29 protein-coding genes are annotated in these 19,471 nt (G+C 66.0%); 5 read left to right on the forward strand and 24 right to left on the reverse strand.

The window, feature by feature from the left end:
* Positions 1-50: 50 nt before the first annotated feature.
* From AC04MD_RS14390 to AC04MD_RS14440, 11 genes are all read right to left on the reverse strand, one after another.
* Complete coding sequence (locus AC04MD_RS14390; RefSeq protein WP_475497956.1) at positions 51-452, reverse strand: hypothetical protein; 402 nt, start codon at positions 450-452, stop codon at positions 51-53.
* A 63-nt stretch (positions 453-515) separates the two neighbouring features.
* A complete protein-coding gene (locus AC04MD_RS14395) occupies positions 516-755 on the reverse strand; it encodes a hypothetical protein (protein WP_475497957.1) in 240 nt (79 codons plus the stop codon).
* 6 nt (positions 756-761) lie between these two features.
* Positions 762-1,178 carry a hypothetical protein gene (locus AC04MD_RS14400; RefSeq protein WP_475497958.1) on the reverse strand — a complete coding sequence of 139 codons (417 nt, stop codon included), beginning with the start codon at positions 1,176-1,178 and terminating at the stop codon, positions 762-764.
* Between the two features lie 16 nt (positions 1,179-1,194).
* Positions 1,195-1,632 carry a hypothetical protein gene (locus AC04MD_RS14405; RefSeq protein WP_475497959.1) on the reverse strand — a complete coding sequence of 146 codons (438 nt, stop codon included), beginning with the start codon at positions 1,630-1,632 and terminating at the stop codon, positions 1,195-1,197.
* 57 nt (positions 1,633-1,689) lie between these two features.
* Positions 1,690-1,971, reverse strand: coding sequence for a hypothetical protein (locus tag AC04MD_RS14410; protein ID WP_475497960.1), 282 nt, complete (start codon positions 1,969-1,971; stop codon positions 1,690-1,692).
* 13 nt (positions 1,972-1,984) lie between these two features.
* Positions 1,985-2,350 (reverse strand): hypothetical protein, encoded by a 366-nt coding sequence (locus AC04MD_RS14415; RefSeq protein ID WP_475497961.1) that lies wholly within the window; start codon positions 2,348-2,350, stop codon positions 1,985-1,987.
* Between the two features lie 58 nt (positions 2,351-2,408).
* Positions 2,409-2,819, reverse strand: a complete 411-nt coding sequence (locus AC04MD_RS14420) for a hypothetical protein (protein ID WP_475497962.1) — start codon at positions 2,817-2,819, stop codon at positions 2,409-2,411.
* Positions 2,820-2,837: 18 nt separating this feature from the next.
* Entirely contained in the window at positions 2,838-3,182 is a 345-nt protein-coding gene (locus AC04MD_RS14425) for a hypothetical protein (protein ID WP_475497963.1), read from the reverse strand.
* Positions 3,183-3,237: 55 nt separating this feature from the next.
* Positions 3,238-3,858: a hypothetical protein gene (locus AC04MD_RS14430; RefSeq protein WP_475497964.1), complete on the reverse strand. Its 621-nt coding sequence runs from the start codon at positions 3,856-3,858 to the stop codon at positions 3,238-3,240.
* A 99-nt stretch (positions 3,859-3,957) separates the two neighbouring features.
* Positions 3,958-4,170, reverse strand: a complete 213-nt coding sequence (locus AC04MD_RS14435) for a hypothetical protein (RefSeq protein WP_475497965.1) — start codon at positions 4,168-4,170, stop codon at positions 3,958-3,960.
* A gap of 517 nt (positions 4,171-4,687) precedes the next feature.
* A complete protein-coding gene (locus AC04MD_RS14440; protein ID WP_475497966.1) occupies positions 4,688-5,179 on the reverse strand; it encodes a hypothetical protein in 492 nt (163 codons plus the stop codon).
* A 756-nt stretch (positions 5,180-5,935) separates the two neighbouring features.
* Here AC04MD_RS14440 and AC04MD_RS14445 point away from each other — a divergent pair.
* From AC04MD_RS14445 to AC04MD_RS14465, 5 genes are read left to right on the forward strand one after another with little or no spacing between them, the layout of a single operon-like run.
* Positions 5,936-6,610: an ABC transporter ATP-binding protein gene (locus AC04MD_RS14445; RefSeq protein WP_475497967.1), complete on the forward strand. Its 675-nt coding sequence runs from the start codon at positions 5,936-5,938 to the stop codon at positions 6,608-6,610.
* Entirely contained in the window at positions 6,597-7,574 is a 978-nt protein-coding gene (locus AC04MD_RS14450; protein ID WP_475497968.1) for an HlyD family secretion protein, read from the forward strand. Before AC04MD_RS14445 ends, AC04MD_RS14450 begins: the two co-directional genes overlap by 14 nt.
* On the forward strand, positions 7,571-8,542 hold the full coding sequence (locus AC04MD_RS14455) for an HlyD family secretion protein (RefSeq protein WP_475497969.1): 972 nt from the start codon (positions 7,571-7,573) through the stop codon (positions 8,540-8,542). The genes AC04MD_RS14450 and AC04MD_RS14455 overlap by 4 nt, the downstream gene beginning before the upstream one ends.
* Complete coding sequence (locus AC04MD_RS14460) at positions 8,539-9,828, forward strand: efflux RND transporter periplasmic adaptor subunit (protein WP_475497970.1); 1,290 nt, start codon at positions 8,539-8,541, stop codon at positions 9,826-9,828. Before AC04MD_RS14455 ends, AC04MD_RS14460 begins: the two co-directional genes overlap by 4 nt.
* Positions 9,825-11,075, forward strand: a complete 1,251-nt coding sequence (locus AC04MD_RS14465) for an ABC transporter permease (RefSeq protein ID WP_475497971.1) — start codon at positions 9,825-9,827, stop codon at positions 11,073-11,075. Before AC04MD_RS14460 ends, AC04MD_RS14465 begins: the two co-directional genes overlap by 4 nt.
* Positions 11,076-11,273: 198 nt before the next feature.
* Here AC04MD_RS14465 and AC04MD_RS14470 read toward each other — a convergent pair whose 3' ends face one another.
* The 13 genes from AC04MD_RS14470 to yczE form a co-directional block, all read right to left on the reverse strand.
* Entirely contained in the window at positions 11,274-11,765 is a 492-nt protein-coding gene (locus AC04MD_RS14470) for a hypothetical protein (RefSeq protein WP_475497972.1), read from the reverse strand.
* A gap of 105 nt (positions 11,766-11,870) precedes the next feature.
* On the reverse strand, positions 11,871-12,218 hold the full coding sequence (locus AC04MD_RS14475) for a hypothetical protein (RefSeq protein ID WP_475497973.1): 348 nt from the start codon (positions 12,216-12,218) through the stop codon (positions 11,871-11,873).
* A 151-nt stretch (positions 12,219-12,369) separates the two neighbouring features.
* A complete protein-coding gene (locus AC04MD_RS14480; protein ID WP_475497974.1) occupies positions 12,370-12,927 on the reverse strand; it encodes a dihydrofolate reductase family protein in 558 nt (185 codons plus the stop codon).
* 54 nt (positions 12,928-12,981) lie between these two features.
* On the reverse strand, positions 12,982-13,329 hold the full coding sequence (locus tag AC04MD_RS14485) for an antibiotic biosynthesis monooxygenase family protein (RefSeq protein ID WP_475497975.1): 348 nt from the start codon (positions 13,327-13,329) through the stop codon (positions 12,982-12,984).
* Between the two features lie 86 nt (positions 13,330-13,415).
* Positions 13,416-13,823, reverse strand: a complete 408-nt coding sequence (locus AC04MD_RS14490; protein ID WP_475497976.1) for a hypothetical protein — start codon at positions 13,821-13,823, stop codon at positions 13,416-13,418.
* Positions 13,824-13,889: 66 nt separating this feature from the next.
* Positions 13,890-14,297, reverse strand: a complete 408-nt coding sequence (locus AC04MD_RS14495) for a hypothetical protein (protein WP_475497977.1) — start codon at positions 14,295-14,297, stop codon at positions 13,890-13,892.
* A 54-nt stretch (positions 14,298-14,351) separates the two neighbouring features.
* The gene (locus tag AC04MD_RS14500) at positions 14,352-14,711 is read right to left on the reverse strand and encodes a hypothetical protein (protein ID WP_475497978.1); all 360 of its coding nucleotides are present in this window, start codon (positions 14,709-14,711) and stop codon (positions 14,352-14,354) included.
* 76 nt (positions 14,712-14,787) lie between these two features.
* A complete protein-coding gene (locus AC04MD_RS14505; RefSeq protein ID WP_475497979.1) occupies positions 14,788-15,213 on the reverse strand; it encodes a hypothetical protein in 426 nt (141 codons plus the stop codon).
* 366 nt (positions 15,214-15,579) lie between these two features.
* The gene (locus AC04MD_RS14510) at positions 15,580-16,080 is read right to left on the reverse strand and encodes a hypothetical protein (protein WP_475497980.1); all 501 of its coding nucleotides are present in this window, start codon (positions 16,078-16,080) and stop codon (positions 15,580-15,582) included.
* 88 nt (positions 16,081-16,168) lie between these two features.
* Positions 16,169-16,654, reverse strand: coding sequence for an MgtC/SapB family protein (locus AC04MD_RS14515; RefSeq protein ID WP_475497981.1), 486 nt, complete (start codon positions 16,652-16,654; stop codon positions 16,169-16,171).
* A gap of 58 nt (positions 16,655-16,712) precedes the next feature.
* Positions 16,713-17,867, reverse strand: a complete 1,155-nt coding sequence (locus tag AC04MD_RS14520) for a hypothetical protein (RefSeq protein ID WP_475497982.1) — start codon at positions 17,865-17,867, stop codon at positions 16,713-16,715.
* An 82-nt stretch (positions 17,868-17,949) separates the two neighbouring features.
* Positions 17,950-18,789: a PhzF family phenazine biosynthesis protein gene (locus tag AC04MD_RS14525; protein ID WP_475497983.1), complete on the reverse strand. Its 840-nt coding sequence runs from the start codon at positions 18,787-18,789 to the stop codon at positions 17,950-17,952.
* Positions 18,786-19,463, reverse strand: a complete 678-nt coding sequence (yczE, locus tag AC04MD_RS14530) for a membrane protein YczE (RefSeq protein ID WP_475497984.1) — start codon at positions 19,461-19,463, stop codon at positions 18,786-18,788. The genes AC04MD_RS14525 and yczE overlap by 4 nt, the downstream gene beginning before the upstream one ends.
* Between the last annotated feature and the right edge of the window lie 8 nt (positions 19,464-19,471).

Below are 19,471 nucleotides of genomic sequence, written 5' to 3' on the forward strand. Positions count from 1 at the left end.
ATGTTCGCGTTGTCGCTCCGCCAGGCGGACGGGGCATGGGTGATCAACGGCTAAGCCGTACTGCCTTCTGAGAAGGTGACCGCATAGACGTTGCCTTCGGTCGTCGTCAGCTCGATACGGCAGCCGTACCTCACCGATGCGCCTCGCTCGGGCGACGCGCCGCGGAACTCATAGATCGCGGTAGCACTGGCGATCAGCCCCGCCGCCACGGCCTCCTTCGCGAGCAGCTCGGGTAGCGCCTGGGAGAGCTGCTGCACGGCGTGCGCTCCATTTCCGGACAGCGCCGGGCGCGACGTGCCGGTGAGAAGGCCGATCGTGACGAGATCCCCCGCGCCGACGACCGCGCGCGCCAGATGATTGATGCCGTAGTCGTCGTCCCAGTAGTTCAGTGTGCTCGCGAACTGGTGACAGACGTTGTGGGCGACGGATTTCAACGGTTTCAGCGATGGCATTGTTCAAATCTCTGACGCCGGGATGACGACACGTCGTCAATGGGCGTTCCAGTGCACAGAAGGTCAGCTCGCCGCACCGGACACCCAATCGCTGTCCGCCGAGAGCCGCGGCGGCAGGGTATCGATGACGGCCGCCGGGCCTTCGACGTTCCACAGGACGACGCAACAACCACACCCTCCTCCATCGGACACATGCGTCAGCGTGCCCGCGTGCTCGGCGAGCCAGGCCTCCGCGAAGTCCAGCTCACCCTCCGCGTCCAACGAAACACAGATCGTGGTGCGAATGTTTTCAATGCAGCACATGCCTTCTCAAAGCACGTCGGTCGTCGTCTTTCCATCGATCTCGTACTCGAGGGTCGTTCCCTGCGGTGCGCCGAGACGCTTGAGCTCCGATTTCAGCAGCGGCAGGCCGGTGGCCGGGTCGGTCAGATCCACATCGATCCCCACCCAGTCGATCGTGGGCGATCCGTCCTTGCCCGGCTCAGCGAGCTGACTGCCGCCACCCGTGACCTCGCCGACGCCGGCCTTCTTGAGCGCGATGTCGAGCGGGTCCTCGTACTTCTCGCCCCGCTCGACGGGCATGATCGATTCGGGAATCTTGACGAAGACCCTAGACGCGCCCGGCTCGTCCTGCGTACTGGCCGCTGCGGAGGTTTCGCCACAGGCGGACAGGAGCACGGCCACGATCGCGGCCAGGAACAACGGCAGGTACGAGGTGGGCTTCAAATCTTGCTCCTTGGCGTCAGCGCCTGGATTGAGCCGGCTTGAACGGATGGTTCGATGGCAGTGCCGAGATCACCGAGCGGAGATCTTCCACGGCACGTTGGCGCATCTTGGGGGACTTGATGTGGCCGGGCAACCGGCTGAGCCAGTGGCTGTTGGGGCCGTGTCCACCGCCACGCCTCGCGGACAGGCGCCGCGAGGTCGGGAGCGGCTTGCGACCGAGCACGTCGACGCACTCGGTCAGTTGCGCCGCCGAAGAGAAGCGGAAGACGAAGCCCCGCGACTCGACGCACAACACGGGATAGCCACGGCGGCCCTCGGGCGTCGGGGCGGGTGGACGGTAGGACGTGGCCGCGCGCCATACAGCGCCGTCGACCTCCACGTGGACCCAGTACGCCATCGGCTCGCTGCGCCAATCGTCTGTGTGCTCTATCCAGTGGCGGGCAACATGCTTCATGACGTCGAATACCGGGACTGTGGATCCGGCCGGGGTGAAATGTCGGATGCCGACGGCCTAGCCCGCATACGCCGTGCAGACGATGAGGATCCCCGACAGGGCGAACACCCCCGCCAGCATCAACCACTCGCGGCCGTTGAAGTCGGCGATCGGGAAACTTCGTGGGTCAAGGATCGACTTCAGCACCGGCTTTCCGACGCGGCGGTAATGGAGGGCGACCACGCCATTGCCACCCACCACGGCGACGAACATGAAGAGGACGAGCAGCACGGTTTGCGCAGCGGGCATGTTCCGCAGGCCTTCCATGATCATCTGCCAGAGGTGGGACGTGGTGTCCATGCGGTCCAATGCCTCATCTATGCCGGCGCGACGCGGGTCCGGCTTGACTGATTGCTCGGGTCGCGTCACCGCGTCGCTCTTTGGCGGACGATAGCACTCTTGCCAGCAACCAGAGTGCCGCCCCGATGAGGGCATAAAGCAGGGCGTTGAGGCCGGCGATGACGAGCGCGATCTGCGCCATGCACCAGGAAAGCCAGCCCGAACACGTCTCGGCCGCCATCAGCAGAATCGACGGGGGACAGAGGAACAGGAAGGGGGTTTCCAGATGCCGGTGCCACGGGTCGGGGGACGCGGCGAGCACCGCCGTGAGCACGAAGGTGATGCCGGCTCCCATCGCTGCCGGAACAAGCATCCACCGCCACAGCGATCGTGTTGTCATGGCGTCCTAGCGACCAAGGTGAGGCGAGCCAAGAAGCGAACCCGGACCTGATGAATGCTCAGGTCGCATGTTCAGCCCGCGCGAGGTACGCGCGGTTGGCTTGGCTTACCGGACCAAGCGCATCGATCAGTTGCGATGCCAAGGCACGGATCGGGCCCCATGCCGGGTGCTGCATGGCGGCCAGATTGACGGCCCGGCCAGCGCCGGACGGCATCGAAGCCACCGGAATCGGGTCGACCGACGCCAGGAACTCGAGCACGGCAGCTTCCTGCTGTTCGGTCAGGAATCCGGTGTCCATCAGATCGTGCGCCGCGAGCGCATCATCCCTCAGCTCCCACGCCGTATTGAAATCGCCCATCTGCTCGCATTGCGCGTCGGCGGGGCTGGCCAGAACTTCAAGCATGAAGAGGAGCACGTGATAGGCGTTGTGCAACGCTTCTTCTGCGGAGATCTCGGGGTAGTCGGACATGCGATCCAATGCTTTGGGTTAGGTCGATCTTCGAGGCGAACTCGGCTTCAGCGGATTCCGCGCCTCACGACGGCCGCGACGACCGATGAGCGCCGCCATCGCGAACAGTACAGCAGCCTGGCCGGCTCCACAGAGCGCAGCCCAGGCGGTCTGGGTGAAAGGCCTGGAGAAGAATGCGGGCCACGCCTCATACATCGGAGCGATAGACAGCGAGGCGGGGAAGGCGACGAGCGCAAGGACAATGTCGGGAAGAAGATGTTCCCGGACGGAGTGCATCAGGCGGACATCCACGTAGAACGCCCAGATCATGGCAAGCGCAACGATGATGGAGTAAGCGATGGCAAGTTTTCGGAGTACCGGCATGATCGCTGGCGCCTGAGTTAAGCAGACTCTAGAAGTGGGCCACGAACCAGGATCTCTACCAGGGCTCGCTTTTGCGGGCCACATTCTTGCAAAGCCCTTCCGCCGCGCCACAGTGTCTGGTTGTCAGATAGGTCCCTGTCATGTCAAAGATCATGAGCCTATCTGGAAGTCGAACGGAATATCTTGGAGGAAACGAGGAGTGCCGAATATCAGGCCACCTTCTTACTTCGGGATAGTAGCCAGGGAAGTCCGCTGCGAGCTCGCTAACGGCTTGATATTGACCTTTGTATTCAAGGTTGATTGCCTCTTGTAATAGATTTCTTGCATTGATTTTCTCTGTCCGAAACGAACATAAGATCCCTCGACAGATCATTTTGCGAACTCCAGCACATCGATTGAGAATTGAAGTGCGCAACACGACGATCTCATCGTTCTCCAGAAGATTGACAAAAGTATCGGTCGACGCAGGACAACTTTCGGTTGCCCCTGCCGTGAGGGGTACGACATAGAGAATCGACTTGTCTTCATTGAGCAAGCGAAGTGCGCTTGTGTCGATTTCCTTCAGAAAAAGACGATCAAGCGCTAGAACAAGTTGGCTGAGAAGGAACAGCAAAGAACAAGCTACTAGAACTGCCACAATATTCTTGGACTTTGATCGTTTGCGAAAATGGCGCATTCTGGGCCTGGCGCCTGAGTTAAGCCGAACCGCGAAGCGGATTCGAATTGAATGAACTGTTAGGCCTCAGCCACGAAAGCTGGGCCAGACGATTTCGACTCATGGTTTACAACCAATGGAGCGCATGTCGAGCACAGGCACATCAAGTGCCTCTAGCATAAGGTGGAGCTGCGCTCTCAAATCCTCCACGGTCTGGCCATATACATATGCCGGGACAGTGTGGATCGCGATCGGCTCATCTTGTTCGTTGTAGTAGACGTCATAGATCCGTAGATCACCGTCTTCTTTCACGACGCGATAATTGAAGGTCATATGAGGGCTAACGCCCGACTTAAGCCAGTCCGCGAAGCGGGTTCGGCTTAGATGAATGGTTAGGCGCGCCCGTCATCATGCGCTCCTTTGACGAGCGAGCCGTCTCTGGCGACTTTGGCTCCACACCCGCTGCAAGTCCAGCCGCCAAACATTGCCTGCTGCACGCTGGTAGGCCTGCGAAAGCGCGGAAGAGTTGAGCTGCACCCTGGGCAGGACTTGCGGGGGATCAAAAAGATAATGGAGAGCGCCGCGAGTGCCCCTACAACGGCACCTATTGCTGAAGATGTGAGAACGGTATCCATACTTTTCTCCGTAAGTGCCCAACGCCTAGTAGACCCCATTCCGGGGTAATAACGTGGATGGTCATGGGCCCGCCGGGGAACGTCAAGGCGTGCGCTGCCTTGCCTTACAAGGAGCGGGCGGTCATGGCGGGGACCCCGGTCCGGCAATTGTCATGGGCATGATGCACATCGGCGTCATCACCCCCGTGCGGAGGTGGTAATGCCGCGGCGAAGGCTCACGACTCGCTCGCCGCCGGCTCCTTCGCCCTTTCCGACTTGGTGCGCCGCGACGGCCGGGCGAACCGCGCCGCCAGGTCCGTTATCCCGCTATCCAGTCCCTCGCGGTCGCCGGTGATCTTGAAGATCGCGTAGACCTGCAGCGCGGCGACCATCACGTCGCTGCCCAGCGCGGTTTCGGTGTCGGCCAGGCGTTCGTAGAGGCGGGTGAAGCGGGCCCGCCACTGCCGTACGTGTTCCAGTGCACGCAGGTCGCGCAGGCAGGCGGCTTCATCGAAGTCGCGCGGCATCAGGCTGGCATGCTGCTGCGCCAGCTGCAGCGCCTGCCGGCAGAACGCTTCCGAGTTGCTGCCCATCTTGGTGAGGTGCCGGCGCTGCCGTGGCGTGAGGCCCACCAGCTCGGCCAGGCGCAGGTCCAGCGTATCCAGCGCATGTTCGATGTCTTGCACGGCCTCGGCCGCGAAGCTGAGGTCCACCAGGTTCTGAAGCATCGTCTCTCCTTGAATCCCTGTCAGGGTGCGCCGCCATCCTGCGGCCCGTGCAGGCTAGCGCGTCGCGCGCGGTCTGGCGCGTGCACCGCAATAATGTGAGAGCGTGGCCGTGCACGACGCGATCGCCACCCGCACGACGCGATGTCTCACGTTCCCCATGCCGAAGGCCGTGCATCGCGTGCGACGGTCCACGTTCCCGAGTCGGCGCATCACGTTCGACACCCGGCGATCCGGGTTCCGAACCCGGTTTGCCGGGTTGCGAACGTCGCACACGGTCTGCCGAACCCGGCGCGGCGCGTTCCCCATCCCCGCGCGCCGCGTCGCGGACCCGGCACATCGCGTCCCGAACACCGCGCACCGCGTCCAGAAGGCGACACGCCGGGTACCAAAACACGAGGCGCCGCGTGTCCGACCCGATCCACGGCGTTCCGGACCCCGGCATGCCGGGCTCCGGACTCCATCGACCACGTTTCGGACGCGACACGCCGCACAACGAACACGGCGTGGCGCGCTGCAGACCCCGCATGTCACCTCGATGACACGACGCATCGCGAAGAGAGCGCGGTGCGCGGCGTGCCGCGCCCGCAGAACGGTTCGTGAGGCATGACCTTCCGCGGTTGCCACGTCGCGCGTGCATCTGGGATGCTCGCGGTCCGCCCGGGACGACACGCGACCGGCGCCCGCCGCCTGGTGAGAGCGACGGGGACCTCGGCGGAAGGCGGCGGTCGACAGAGACGAAGGAGCGAAGGGGACGCGATGATCGAGTTGCAGGGCGTGCAGCGGCACTACGCCATGAGCGGGCAGACGGTGCGGGCGCTGGCGGGCGTGGACCTGCATATCGGCCAGGGCGAATTCGTCGCCATCACCGGCGCCTCGGGCTCCGGCAAGTCCAGCCTGCTCAACATCCTCGGCTGCCTGGACCGCCCCAGCACCGGCACCTACCGCTTCGAAGGTGGCGACGTCGCCACCTTCGACGACGAAGCCAGCAGCGACCTGCGCAACCGGCGCATCGGCTTCGTGTTCCAGAGCTTCCACCTGCTGCCACGGCTGACCGTGCTGGAGAACGTCATGCTGCCGCTGCGCTTCCACCGCCAGCCGCCGCCGGGCACGCACGACCGCGCGGTGTCGCTGCTCGACCGCGTCGGCCTGGGCGAGCGCCGCGACCACCGCCCCAGCGAACTCTCCGGCGGACAGATGCAGCGCGCCGCCATCGCCCGCGCCCTGCTGCTGCAACCGGCGCTGCTGCTGGCCGACGAACCGACCGGCAACCTGGATTCCAAGAGCGCCGCCGACGTGCTGGCGCTGATCGACGAGGTGCATGCCGGCGGCCAGACCGTGGTGCTGGTGACCCACGACAACGACATCGCCGCGCGCGCCCCGCGCCAGGTGAAGCTGCGCGACGGCAAGGTGGAATCCGATGCGCTCCAGTAAGCCGCTGTGGGCCGCGCTCGCCCTGATGACGATGGCGCGCGCGCACGCCGTGGTGCTGACCGGCGAAGTGCGCGCGATCGACGCGCAGCAGATCCTCACCCCGCAGTCGAACAGCGCGCCGGTGGTCATCCGCTATTACGTGCCCGAGGGCGAACGGGTGAAGAAGGGCGAGGTGGTGCTGCGCATCGACCCCGGCCAGTCGGCCAGCCGCATCCCCGACCTGGAAGCGCAGATCGAACAGGGCCGCGCCAAGGACGCCAAGGACATCGCCGAACTGCAGGTCAAGGCGGTGACCGCCGAGATGGCGCTGGTCGATGCCGAGGCGGAACTCGCCACCGCCAGGCTCGATGCCACCATTCCCCCGGACCTGATCTCCGGCCTGGACTACGACCGTCATCAGGGCGAGCTGGACCGCGCCACCCGCGAGGTCGCGCTGAAGCGCAAGGACCTGGACGCCGCGCGCACCGCCGTGCAACGGCGCATCCACGACGGCCGCCTGCAGATCGACAAGCTGGTGCTGCAGCGCGACTACCACGCCGCGCTGGTGCGCACCTCGGAAGTGGTCGCCGACCGCGACGGCGTGGTGGTGCACGGCTTCAACAACAACTGGATCGGCGGGCGCATCGACGAAGGCGCGTCGACCATGCCCGGCAGCAAGGCCGGCGAGGTGGTCAGCAGCGGGCGCATGAACGTGCGGGCGTGGGCGCTGGAACCCGACCGCCGCGGCCTGGCCGTCGACCAGCCGGTCGACCTGGCCTTCGACGCGATGCCCGGCCGCAAGGTCGCGGGCCGCATCGCCTTCATCTCCGGCGCGCCCGAGCGGCGCCCGGAATGGGGCGAAGGCCGCTACTTCACCATCGACATCACGCTGGACGCGCACACGCTGGCGCTGATGCCGGGCATGAGCGTGCGCGTGATCGCCAAGCCGGGCAACGCGCCGGCCGCCCAGGGGAAGGCACCATGACGTTGCGCGTTTCCGTTCTTTCGCTGGTGCTGCTGGCCGCCCTGCCGATGGCGCACGCCGCCACGCTGCGCGTCGACGGCGAGGTCTATGCCCAGCGCAGCGTGCAGCTGGTGCCGCCGGCGGTGGACCGTTTGTGGCAGTTCAACCTGACCCAGCTGGCGCCCGATGGCAGCACGGTGAAGAAGGGCGAGATCGTGGTCGCCTTCGACACCAACGAGCTGGTGCGCCAGCTGGCCGAGAAGCAGAGCCTGCTGCAGGAAAAGAAGCGCGAGCTGGAAAACCTCACGCTCGACGTGGCCGAACGCGAGCGCAGCCAGCGGCTGGAAACCGCCGAGGCCGAAGCCGAGCGCGACAAGGCCGGCCGCAAGACCCAGCAGCCGCGCGAGCTGATCGCCGCACTGGAATACGACAAGCTGGTGGAAGACCGTCGCCGCACCGAACGCCGCGCCATGCTGGCGCAGCAGGCCGAACGCGCCGCCACCGAACAGCGCCGCGCCGAGCTGCAGCTGGTCGGCGCGGAACTGCAGCAGGCGCAGGCCGACGTCACCCGCCTGCAGACCTCGATCGCCGCGCTCAACCTGCCGGCGCCGCGCGACGGCGTGATCATGCACAAGAGCAACTGGAACGGCGAGAAGTTCGACGTCGGTTCGCAGGTGTGGCGCGGCCAGACCGTGGCCGAGATCCCCGACCCCGCCACGCTGGCCGTGCGCGCGCAGTTGCCCGAGCGCGACCTGCAGCGGGTGAAGGAAGGCGTGCGCGCGCGCATCGTGGTGGAAGGCGGCGGCGGCAGCGCGTACCACGGCAGAGTGGCCGGCATCGGCCGCGCCGTGCGCAGCAAGTCGCAGGTGCAACCGGTGCCGGTGCTCGACCTGGAGATCCGCCTGGACGATGCGAAAGCGAAACTGCGTCCCGGCCAGGCGGTGCGCGTGGAACTGACCGTGCCCGACGTCGCCGGAGGCGGGAAATGAGCCGCTTGCTGCGACCCGCACTGATGGTGGCGCTGACCGCCGCGCTGGCCGCCTGCGGCAGCGACGAGATGCCCGTCGCCAGCGAAACGGTGGTGCAGGGCCCGCTGACGATCAGCGTGCGCGGCGAAGGCGAACTGCGGTCTGCCAAGCCCACGCCGTTGAACGTGCCCGGCAAGAACTGGGCGCAGCGGCAGGTGGCGTGGATGCTGCCGGAAGGCACGCTGGTGAAGAAGGGCGACGTGCTGGCGCGCTTCGTCTCGCCGGAAGGCGAACAGCAGCTCGCGCAGGCGATGATCGACCTGCAGCGCAACGCGCTGGCGCGCGCGGCGAAGGAAAGCGGACTGGAGTCCACCCAGGGCCGCGTGGAAGTCGACCTGTCGCTGGTGGCCGTGCAGCTCGGCATCGCCCAGCGCTACGCCGACGCCGACCTCAGCACGGTCGCGCGCAACCAGGTGCTGGACGCGATCGAGGACAAGGAATACCTGCAGGTCCGCCAGGGCACGCTGCAATGGCAGCGCGACCAGTCCGGCGTGCGCGGTGGCGCCGAACTGGCGGTGCTGGACGCGCAGCGCGCCACCTTCGACATGGCCGCGAAGACGCGCAAGGACGACCTGGACGCGCTGGAACTGCGCGCGCCCAACGACGGCGTGCTGCTGCTCGCCACCAACTGGTCGGGCGACAAGCCCATGGTCGGCGCCAACCTGCGTGCGGGCTTCGAGTTCGGCAGCCTGCCCGACACCTCGACGATGGAAGTGGAGATCGACCTGCCGCAGATCGAAGCGCAGGGCGTGCAGGCCGGCGATGCGGTGGTGCTGCACCCGCTCGGCCGCCCGGACCAGCGCATCGCCAGCAAACTCTCGTGGGTGGCCAGTGCCGCCAAGGTGCGCAACCGCGAAAGCCCGGTGAAGTTCCTGTCGATGCGCGCGCCGATCCCGGCCGACGCGATCGAACGCTATCGGCTGATCCCCGGCCAGCGCTTCGCCGCCTCGGTGGTGCTGCTGGACGCGAAGGACGCGATGGCGGTGCCGAACGTCGCCATCGAGCAGCGCGACGACCGCCACTGGGTGCAGGTGAAACAGGGCAACGACTACGTGGCGCGCGAAGTGAAACTCGGCGTGCGCGGCACCGCGCGTTCGCAGGTGCTGACGGGCCTGAAACCGGGCGACGAGGTGCGGCTGTCGCAGGTCGAGGTACCCGCGCCCGGTGACGACGCGGACGACAAGGACAAGGCCGACGCCGACGGTGGCGACGGCCAGGGCGACGACGCCGAAGGGAAGACCGCATGACCGGCCTGTTCAACCGCCTGCCCACCGTCTGGCGCGAAGCGGTCGAGGAACTGTGGCGGCGCCGCCTGCGCACGCTGCTCACGCTGCTCGGCATGATCTTCGGCGTGGGCGCGATCGTGGCGATGCAGGCGGTGGGCGAAGGCAGCCGGCGCGAAGCCCTGCGGCTGGTCGAAGGCCTGGGCCTGCACAACCTGATCGCCGAGGCGAAGTCGCAGGACGAGGACACGCTGAAGGAAACCCGCGAACGCAGCCTGGGCCTGACCGTCGCCGATGCCGACGCCGCGCTCAGCGTCGTGCCCGGCGCCGAGCGCCATGCCGCCGAGAAGCAGGTGCGCACGCACACGGTGTTCAGCGACAGCGGCCGCAGCGATGCGCAGGCCAGCGGCGTCAGCGCGGCGTGGTTCGAACTGTCCTCGCTGAAGATCGCGAAAGGCCGCGCGTTCACCGCCGACGACGAAGCCGCGCTGGCGGCGGTCGCGGTGCTCGGCCACCAGGCGGCGGCCGACCTGTTCCCGAAGGGCGATGCGGTGGGCGGGCTGATCAAGGTCAACCATGTGTGGCTGGAGGTGATCGGCGTGCTCGCCGACCGCGACCTGGGCCAGGACGATTTCGAAGGCGTGCAGCTGGGCTCGGAGAGCAACCGCATCTACGCGCCGCTGGCCAGCGTGCGCGCGCGCTTCCGCTTCCAGCCGCAGGAGGACGAGGTAGACCGCTTCCTGCTGCGGCTGAACGATCCGCAGCGCCTGGCCGCCGGTGCCGGCGTGCTGTCGGCGGTGCTGGACCAGCGCCATGCCGGCATGGCGGACTACCAGCTGATCGTGCCGCAGCAGTTGTTCCAGCAGCACCAGCAGACGCAGCGCATCTTCCAGGTGGTGATGGGCGCGATCGCCGGCGTCAGCCTGCTCGTCGGCGGCATCGGCATCATGAACATCATGCTGGCCAACGTGCTGGAGCGGCGTCGCGAGATCGGCCTGCTGCGCGCGCTCGGTGCGCGCCGCCGCGACGTGATCGCGCAGTTCCTGCGCGAGGCCACGGTCATCTGCATCGCCGGCGCGCTGCTGGGCCTGCTGTTCGGCGGCGTGCTGGCCTACCTGATCGCCACGTTCGCCGGCTGGCAGGTCGCCTGGGCCCCGCTGCCGATCCTGCTGTCGGCCGGCTTCTGCGCCGTCGTCGGCCTCGGCTTCGGCGTCTACCCCGCGCGCCAGGCCGCGCAGCTGGATCCCATCGCGGCATTGCGGCACGACTGAGCAGACTTCGTAGGATGGGTGGAGCCGAAGGCGGCTTTCAACGGCGAAGCAGGTCTACCCATCGGCGCTCTACCTTGAGCCCGTGCGGTGCGCACCTTGCGGCCGAGCTTCTTTGACCGTGAGCAGAGCGCCCGGTGTCTCATGTCAAACGCGATGGGTATCGCCTTCGGCTCCACCCATCCTACGGAAGGCTTCAACTCACTTGGCTTGCTGCCATTGGGAACACTTGTCGGCTGGATCGATGATGCGACCCTGTGGGCGACCGATCAGCGGCTTCCACATCCGTGTACCCATAAGGATTCGACCGTCCACGAGCGAGTAGGTGACGGAGGAATACTGGTTGTCCCGACTTCCCGGATCGTAGGGATCCGAGTAGAAGTCCAGCGACACGTACGGCGGGAGACGGCCTGGCTCGTGGTACCACGAGCCGCTTGCCTCTACGTGCGTGACGTTTCCGAGGAGATCGATCACGCACTTGTTGAGGGCGACCCGAAACTTCGGTGAAGAAAGGACAACCTGCTGGACTTCGCTGGCATTGTCCCTGGAGCGGACGATGCTGATTCTGACGGGACCGTATTCGGCGGGAAGATCCGCCAGCGTGCCGTCCGGCTTGATGGGCAGGATGCGGTCCTGGTGAGCGAAAGCCATGCCCGGCAGGAAGCCAAGCAGCACGATGGCGACGCGTTTCATCATGATGCTTCCTCTCCGAAACCTTGTTCGACGGATGGGTGGAGCCGAAAGCGGGCCAACAAGGGCGACTGAGCCGGACAAGACTCAATCCGCCCTTGCGGGGCATCACTCGCGCGCGGGCTCGGCGGTGACGGTGGATACGCGGTCGGCCAGCGCGATGATCTCTTCGGCGGTCATGCCCGACACCTTGTCCTTGATCCCAGTGATGCCGATGCTCTGCAATGCCGGGTCGCGTACCGCATCGTAGGCCGAGTGGGTGCCGGCCAGGTTGATCTTGAGCATGGCCAGCGCGAGCTTCTGCTTCTGCTCGGGGGAGGCCTCTTCGTGCATGGCCTTCCAGCTCGCCTCGGCGGTGGCGTCCGTGGAAGCATCGAGCCGCAGCGGCTCCTTCGCGCCTACCGACGACATGGCGAGCAGGCCGGCAAACACGGCAAATGCAAAGCGGTATTTCATCCTCGTCCTCCTTGAGTGGCCCTCATGGGCCTCGCAAGCCTAGCAGCCCGCGGGCGAGCAATTTCATTGCGGCGTCCATCAGAGGTGCCGGTCACGGAAATGACCGGGCTCGGCTCCACCCAGCCTGCATGTCACGCCAATAACGCCGACGTCACTGCGCGCGCCGATAATGCATGGCGACCGCGCCACAGCGCAGCGGCGTCGCGGAGACGAGGTCGAGCCGTCGCGTGGCCGGCAATCCATCCTGGTACAGCGTCGGGCCATGGCCGGCGATCCGGGGATGGACGAGGAAACGGTATTCGTCGATCAGGCCGAGCCGGTCCAGTGCGTTGGCGAGCAGGCCGCTGCCGAGCAGTACGCCGTCCGGAGTCGCGTCCTTGAGCGCCTGCACGCCGCTGCGCAGGTCGCCGGTGATGCGGTGGCTGTTGTTCCACGGGAAGTCGGTGCGCGTCGACGACACCACGTACTTCGGCTTGGCCTGCAGCTTGTCCGCCCATTCGCGCAGGGCCGGCGGCGCATCCACCTCGCCGCGGGCGACCGCCGGCCAGTAGCCTTCCATCATTTCGTAGGTGACGCGGCCCCACAGCATCGCGCCGTGTTCGTCCATCAGCCGGGTGAAGAAGGCATGCGTCTCGTCGTCGGCGATGCCTTCCTCGTGGTCGACGCAGCCGTCGAGGGTGAGGTTGAGGCTGAAGGTCAGGAGGCCCATGGTGTCCCTGGTTCCGGAAGGTCGATGCTCACGCAGTACGACATGCAACGAGGATCAGCCCGATGACGTGCGGGACGCCAGCTCGGAGGCCGGCACCAGCTGGTCTTCGATCGGATCGAGCGGTATCTCGGAAAGGAACCCGATGATGCAGTCCATCATGTCCGCCTGGGCCTCGGGATGCACGGACGGCAGCGCGAAGGCATCGGAGCGCGCCTGCGCACTTTCCCACTGCGCATACGCATACCAGATGCCATCGGCGCCCTTGTGCAGCCGCGACCCCAGGCCGCCACGCTGCGAGCGGATCAGCGATGTCAGCGTGGACCAGGCCGCGACGTACTTCGCCTCCTTGTCGGGATGCACCCTCGCCCGATAGATCACGCAGAAGCCCAGCCCATCGATCATGCTTGATGCTCCATGATGCTCCTTGATGCGGAATTGGCATCGAATGCCCATGTTGAACCGACTTGCGAGGATCCAGCAAAAAAGTGCTACACGCTGCGCTTGTCTGAGCGAATGACCGCGGCAACAATGCAACTTCCATCCCGCAACTCCATGCGATAGGAGATGCCGCCTGTCGTACTGTCGTCGATCCTGTAACAGGTGGTGCCTTCGGTGAACTCCCGGATCCAGCACAGATATTCCACCATGTAGAAGCCCAGGCGAGAGCGGGTGTCGAGACCAAGAACCTCGTCTGCCATTCCGCAGAGCTCGCGGCTCCAGTTGTCGACAGGAATGCCACCGGAGCGAAGCTGGGTGCCGACTTCCACCCTTGTACCGAAGAATTTGCACGTAAGCGAGACCAGCTCCGTGCCGGTGGTCAGGGATCGACCAACGGCATCGAGGTAGCCGGCCAGGAATCGGGCATGCTCAGGCGGGGAGAAAGCAAACGTATCCATTTGGTCAGAGCCTACCCGGCGACCGCGTTTGGTGCAGGCCGATCAGCGAAGCGGGTTCCTCGTGGATCACGTGCCGAAGCCAGGAAGATTGATGTTGTTACGCAAGCACCTCACCTGCTTTGCCAACCAGAACTTGGGGATCCAGTTGGATATGTGTGCGAACGGAGTCCATTCTCCGCCTTGCAACTCTTCCAGTGTCCAGGAAACATCCTTGCCGCCCCGGGAGGTCACGATCAGCCGGGTCTGGTCGGACAGGCAGTGCGCAAAAAGTCCGGCCGCGATGCTCGCTTCTGCCGGATCGAAACAATCCAGGCCCCACTTGTCGAACCCGACGCAATAGCGGCCATCCAGGAACAGCATCGAAACATCGAAGCCCTCATCCGAGGTCGCCGGGACAATGATGCCGTCGGCATGCTTCCGAACGACGACAGACATCCCGGCGAGATCCTCTCCAAGTTGCTCGATCAACTTCATCCTGGTCCCACGACTGGCTAAGCCGACCCGCGAAATGGGGTCGGATCGATTGATCTACTTGCGACCGTGGCGGAATGCGTCCCTGAAGCGTTCCTCGAAGTCCTTTGCCGGATAGACATAGAACTTGCCGCGCCAGGCAGCAACGACCACCCGTTGGCCCAACTCGATCGGCTCGGAACAAGGCGACTGTGCCCTGACGCCTTTGTCAGCCCGACCCTTGAGCGTCTCCGACGGCGTGACGTAAACGAAAAGCTCGTAGTTCGGCTCTACCGTTTGAAGCCTGGTTGCCTCTCCGATGAACACGATTTCTGCACGCCTGGCCTCCGTAATGCCGACATGCGTGGCAGTGCATGCCAGCGCCGTACTCGACATCGTGAGCAATACGACGATGAGGGCGAGAGATACCGCTTTCACGGGCGCCAACCTCCGACGTGAGCCGACCCGCCTAGCAGGGTCGGCTCGGATGAGGTTTCAGGTGCGAGAACGCAGATCACTTGGGCGGCGGCGGCGGTGCTTCCGCCAGCGTTCCCGTGCTGTAGTGGCCGCCTGCGGCCGCGCAGTCGACGTCACGCGCGGGCTCCCACTTGATGGCGGTGCCGGTGACGACAGGACGCACGAAGCGCCATGGCCAGAAGCCGAAGCGCTGCGAGCCGTTGTAGTGGATGACGGCATCGGCGCCCGCGGCCTTGGCATCGGCGATGACCATCGGAAGGATGTCGTTGACGCTGCCGTAGCTGCCTTTGCCGTACTTCAGTTTCCTGACCGTGGTGTAGGTGTGGTCGGCGGGCGGCGTGCCGGTGAACAGGCAGAGGCCGCCGCCCTGGCTTTGTTGTGCCGGTGCCGACCCCGTCGTCTGGGCGCTACAGACTTGCGAGGCGCAGACGAGTGCCGCGCCGACCATCAGTTTTCCGAACATAGTGGAATCCCCTTCCCCTGTTGGTGTTGTTGCGTTGTTGAACTTGCATGAAACGTGCCGTTGGATTGTCGAAATCTGGTCAAACCTCGCCACGAAGAGCACCCCTCTGATCGATTTGTCACGTCGACCAGTCGACCGACCAACCCGCTTCAGCGAAGAACTGACGAAGGGCATCCCCGTCCTTTACCCATGAGTCGAACACGGCAAGCGCATTGGGGCCATCTGATCCCTCCCACCATTCATGGATCAGAAGCCCACCAGTGCACTCAGCATCATCCACGACCCGAATCTTATGCCCGGGCCTGGTGCTGTTGAGCACCTGCCCAACAGTGCCCACCTGAATTTCGATGGCCGTTCGCGCCTGAGTTACGCTGGCCCACCAAACGGGTTTGGCTTGATTGAGTTGTCGGATTGCCTTTCCCGATCTCGATGCAGACGCCAAAGGACGAATGCATTGGCGGCCGGGATGTAGAACACAGCGAGCGCAAACGGGACGATCGCCGGATCCTTCGCGCCAGATGCGTAGTCAGTCAGTCCTTGCAGGCTGAGAATGGCCGTCGCCAGTACCAATAGCGCGTAGGCGACAGCCAACACGCAGTATTTCGGACCGGTCAGGAAATGCCTGATGGGGACAAGTAGAACCACCCCCGCCAGCATTGAAGGTAGCGCGGCGATGAAGCGCGCTGTCCACGGCGGAGTCTCATAGGAGTGCGGAATGAAACCCAGAACGTCCGCTGCGCCGGAGAGCAGGGCGAAACCACCAAGCAGATAGCCCAACAGCCGTATCAGGCCAAGAACGACCTTCATGATAGGTAGACCACCTGTCGCCGCTGGACCCCGTTCCGGGGTGATGACGCGGATGTTCATCTCGAACCCGAGGGCAGGTCAAGGCATGGTCAGGATGCTGCTACGCGATTCCAGCGTTGGCGATGGCCGCGCACCAGCCACACGCGGGTCAGCGCGTAACGTCTTCGTCCTTCGTAGACCGCCGAGACACGCGCCGCTCCATCCACGCCAGCACCGACAGCACGGCGAGCGTCAGCAGCGTGGCGAGCAGGGCGAGCCAGCCGTGGCCGAAGCCGACCGCCACGCCGATCACCGCGACCATCAGCAGGGAGGCGGCGGTGGTGATGCCGGCGACCACGCGGCCGCGGTGGGCGATCATGGTGCCGGCACCGATGAAGGCCACGCCGGCGATCACCGCTTCCACCAGCCGGAACGGATCGATCTGCACGCGGCCGTCGTGGTCGTGCTGCGCCTGCGCGAGCATCATGTCGCCCATGCCGGTGAGCATGGCGGCCGCACCGGCGACCAGCGTATGCGTGCGGAAGCCGGCGGGCCGGTCCTTCATCTCCCGCTCCAGGCCGATCATGCCGCCCAGCAGCATCGCGAACGCGATGCGCGCGACCACCGACACCTGCGCTTCCCACCCGTCGAACATGGCACGACCCTCCTGCCCCGATGCTTCCACCGGCGCGGTCAACGCGGTGCGAAGGCGATCAGCGGGCTGCAGGCACCGGCGTGGCCGTCAGCAATGCACGCCACTTCGTGTTCTCCGGCAGCCAACCGGCGGGCGGCGCGGTTGCGATGCCGTTGATTTCCAGCCGGCGTCGCAAGGCTGCGAACTCGCCTTCCAGGAACAGACGGTCAACGTAGTCATCGGGGACCTTCTGCTCCTCCATGAAAGGCGGATACAGATGCCGCAGGCGCTCGTATACCCAGGCGAAGCGGCGCAGGCGTTCGCGCGCCGCTTCGCGCTCGGCGTCGCTGTTCGCCCACTCGACTAACCTGGGCAATGCCACCATGGCGCTCAGCAGCAGGGATTCGTCGGCCGCCAACAACGCGTAGATACGCTTGCAGTCGGACAACGCGGCGGCAGACAGACTGCCGACCTGCGGACTGCACCGGCGGGTGATCGGATCCAGCGTGGGCAACGCGATCACCGCATTGAGCGCGACGGCCGCCGTGTCGGCCATGTCTTGGGTCGTTGCACCGCGACCCAGCGCCAGATCCTCGCCTATCGCTGCTGCCAGTGCGGGATCGAGTGGCGGGGCCGGCACTCTCCGCAGCGTCGAGAGCATGAGCGTGCCGACGTCGTTGCCGCGCGACCGGTAATGGGTCGCGGCGGCGGCGGCCTGCCAGAGCCGTTCGGCGTCGACCGCATCCTCACGCTGGAGGGCAGCGTAATGGGCGGCCAGCAGGACCTCGGCATTGCCCGGATCGGCGCGCAGTTGGCGCTGCAGCAACATGCCCCTATCGCAGGTGGCGCCCGTCATCCTGCAGGCATCCGGCAGCGCCCAATCCACCAGCGCATCTTCGCCGCGGGCGCTGTCGTAGGCGGCCTGTATCCACGCGCGGGCCTGCGGCCTGGAGGCGGTCCCCTGTCGCTGGACGATCGTCTCGTCCGTCTCCATCGGCCACAACCAGCCGGCCACCAGCAGGTCACGCGGTGTGCCGCGCGCAGCGACCGTGCGCAGGTGCGCTTCGATATTCGTGCGCCATGCGTCCTGCCAAGCCTCGTAGGACGCCATCAGCTTCGGATCGGACTCGACCCGACTGTGTGCGAGGCGTGGCTCGTCTTCCTGCGCCAGTGCCGGCGCCGAAAGACACGCCATCGCGATCACCCACAACCCCGCTCGCCCTGCCTTGCGCATTACCCACTCCTGTCGGGTCACGAGCGGACACGTTCGCACGCGGTAGGTCGCCGCTTCAAGCACGCGCGCGACGCGAAGGCGGTCAGGCCGCGACGATCTCCACCGCCGTCCCGCTGACCCGCACGCCATCGCGCAGGTCGTGGGGAACCTCCACCTTCAACAGGCTCGGTCGTCCGATGTCGTGGCCCTGGTGGATGGTGAAGGCGCGGCGCGCGGGCAACAGGTCGTGCGAGGCCAGGTAGGCACCGAGCGCGGCGGCGGCGGCGCCGGTCGCGGGATCTTCCACCACGCCGCCCGGCGGGAACGGATTGCGCGCATGGAACGTCTGCGCGTCCTCGCGCCAGACCAGGTCGATCGTCGTCCAGCCGCGCGCCTTCATCAGCGCGGCGAGCGCATCGAAGTCGTAGTGCAGGTCGGCGAGGCGTGCGCGCGTGGCGGCAGCGATGACCGGATGCCACGCACCCGCATAGGCCAGCCCCGGCGGCAGATGGGGATCGAGCTCGTCGTGGCGCCAGCCGAGCGTCGCGAGCAGCGCATCGAGATCCGCCGCATCGAGCGGTGCGGTACGTGGTGGCACGCTGGTCAGCGTGGCGGCGAAAGCGGCGTCGACCGTCACCGGCACGCGCCCGGCCTGCGTGTGCAGCACGACCTCGCCGGGACCGTGTTGGCGCGCATGCGCCACCATCGCCGCGATGGTGGCGTGCCCGCAGAAGCTCACTTCGGCCAGCGGACTGAAATAGCGCACATCGAGATCGCCGTCCGCGCGCGGCGACAGGAACGCCGTTTCCGAGTAGCCCACCTCGGTGGCGATGCGCTGCATGCCGTCATCGCTCAGGCCTCGCGCATCCAGCACCACGCCCGCGGGATTGCCGCCGTCGGGATCGGTGGTGAACGCGCTGTAGCGCCGGACCGTCGGCGTCATGGCGTGTCTCCGGCGACCGCGGCGGGCGGATCGAGGCGCACCACCAGGTAGCGCAGGAAGAACTGGTTCAGCGGACCCACGCCGAACGCGAACAGCACCGTGCCGACGCCGGCGACGCCGCCGAGCAGCACACCGATGACCAGCACGGTGACTTCGATCAGCGTGCGGATGCTGCGGATCGACCAGCCGGTGCGGCGCGCGAGTCCCGTCATCAATCCATCGCGCGGACCCGGCCCCAGCTGCGCGCCGATGTACATCGCCGTGGCGACCGCGCACAGCACCACGCCGGCGACGAGATAAGCGCAGCGCAGCGGCAGGCCTTGCGGCGTATCGAGCAGGGCGAGGTTGAGGTCGGCGAACGGACCCAGCAGCAGCGTGTTGGCGACCGTGCCCACGCCCGGCATCTGCCGCAGCGGAATCCAGGCCAGCAGCACACCCACCGCGGTCAGCACCATGACCATGCCGAACGACAGCGGCAGGTGGTGCGAGACGCCGAGGTGGAAGACGTCCCACGGCGAGGCGCCGACCGCGCCTTCGATCATCAGCGCGATGGCCAAGCCGTACAGCCACAGGCCGACGAGGAGGCGCAGCAGGCGTTCCGGCAGGCGGCCGGCCTTCAGTTGCGCGAGGGGGCCGAGGTTGGCGAGTCCGATGGACGTGGTGGGCGGTTTCATGGGGCCAC

It is taken from the genome of Pseudoxanthomonas sp. LjRoot206 (assembly GCF_056175725.1).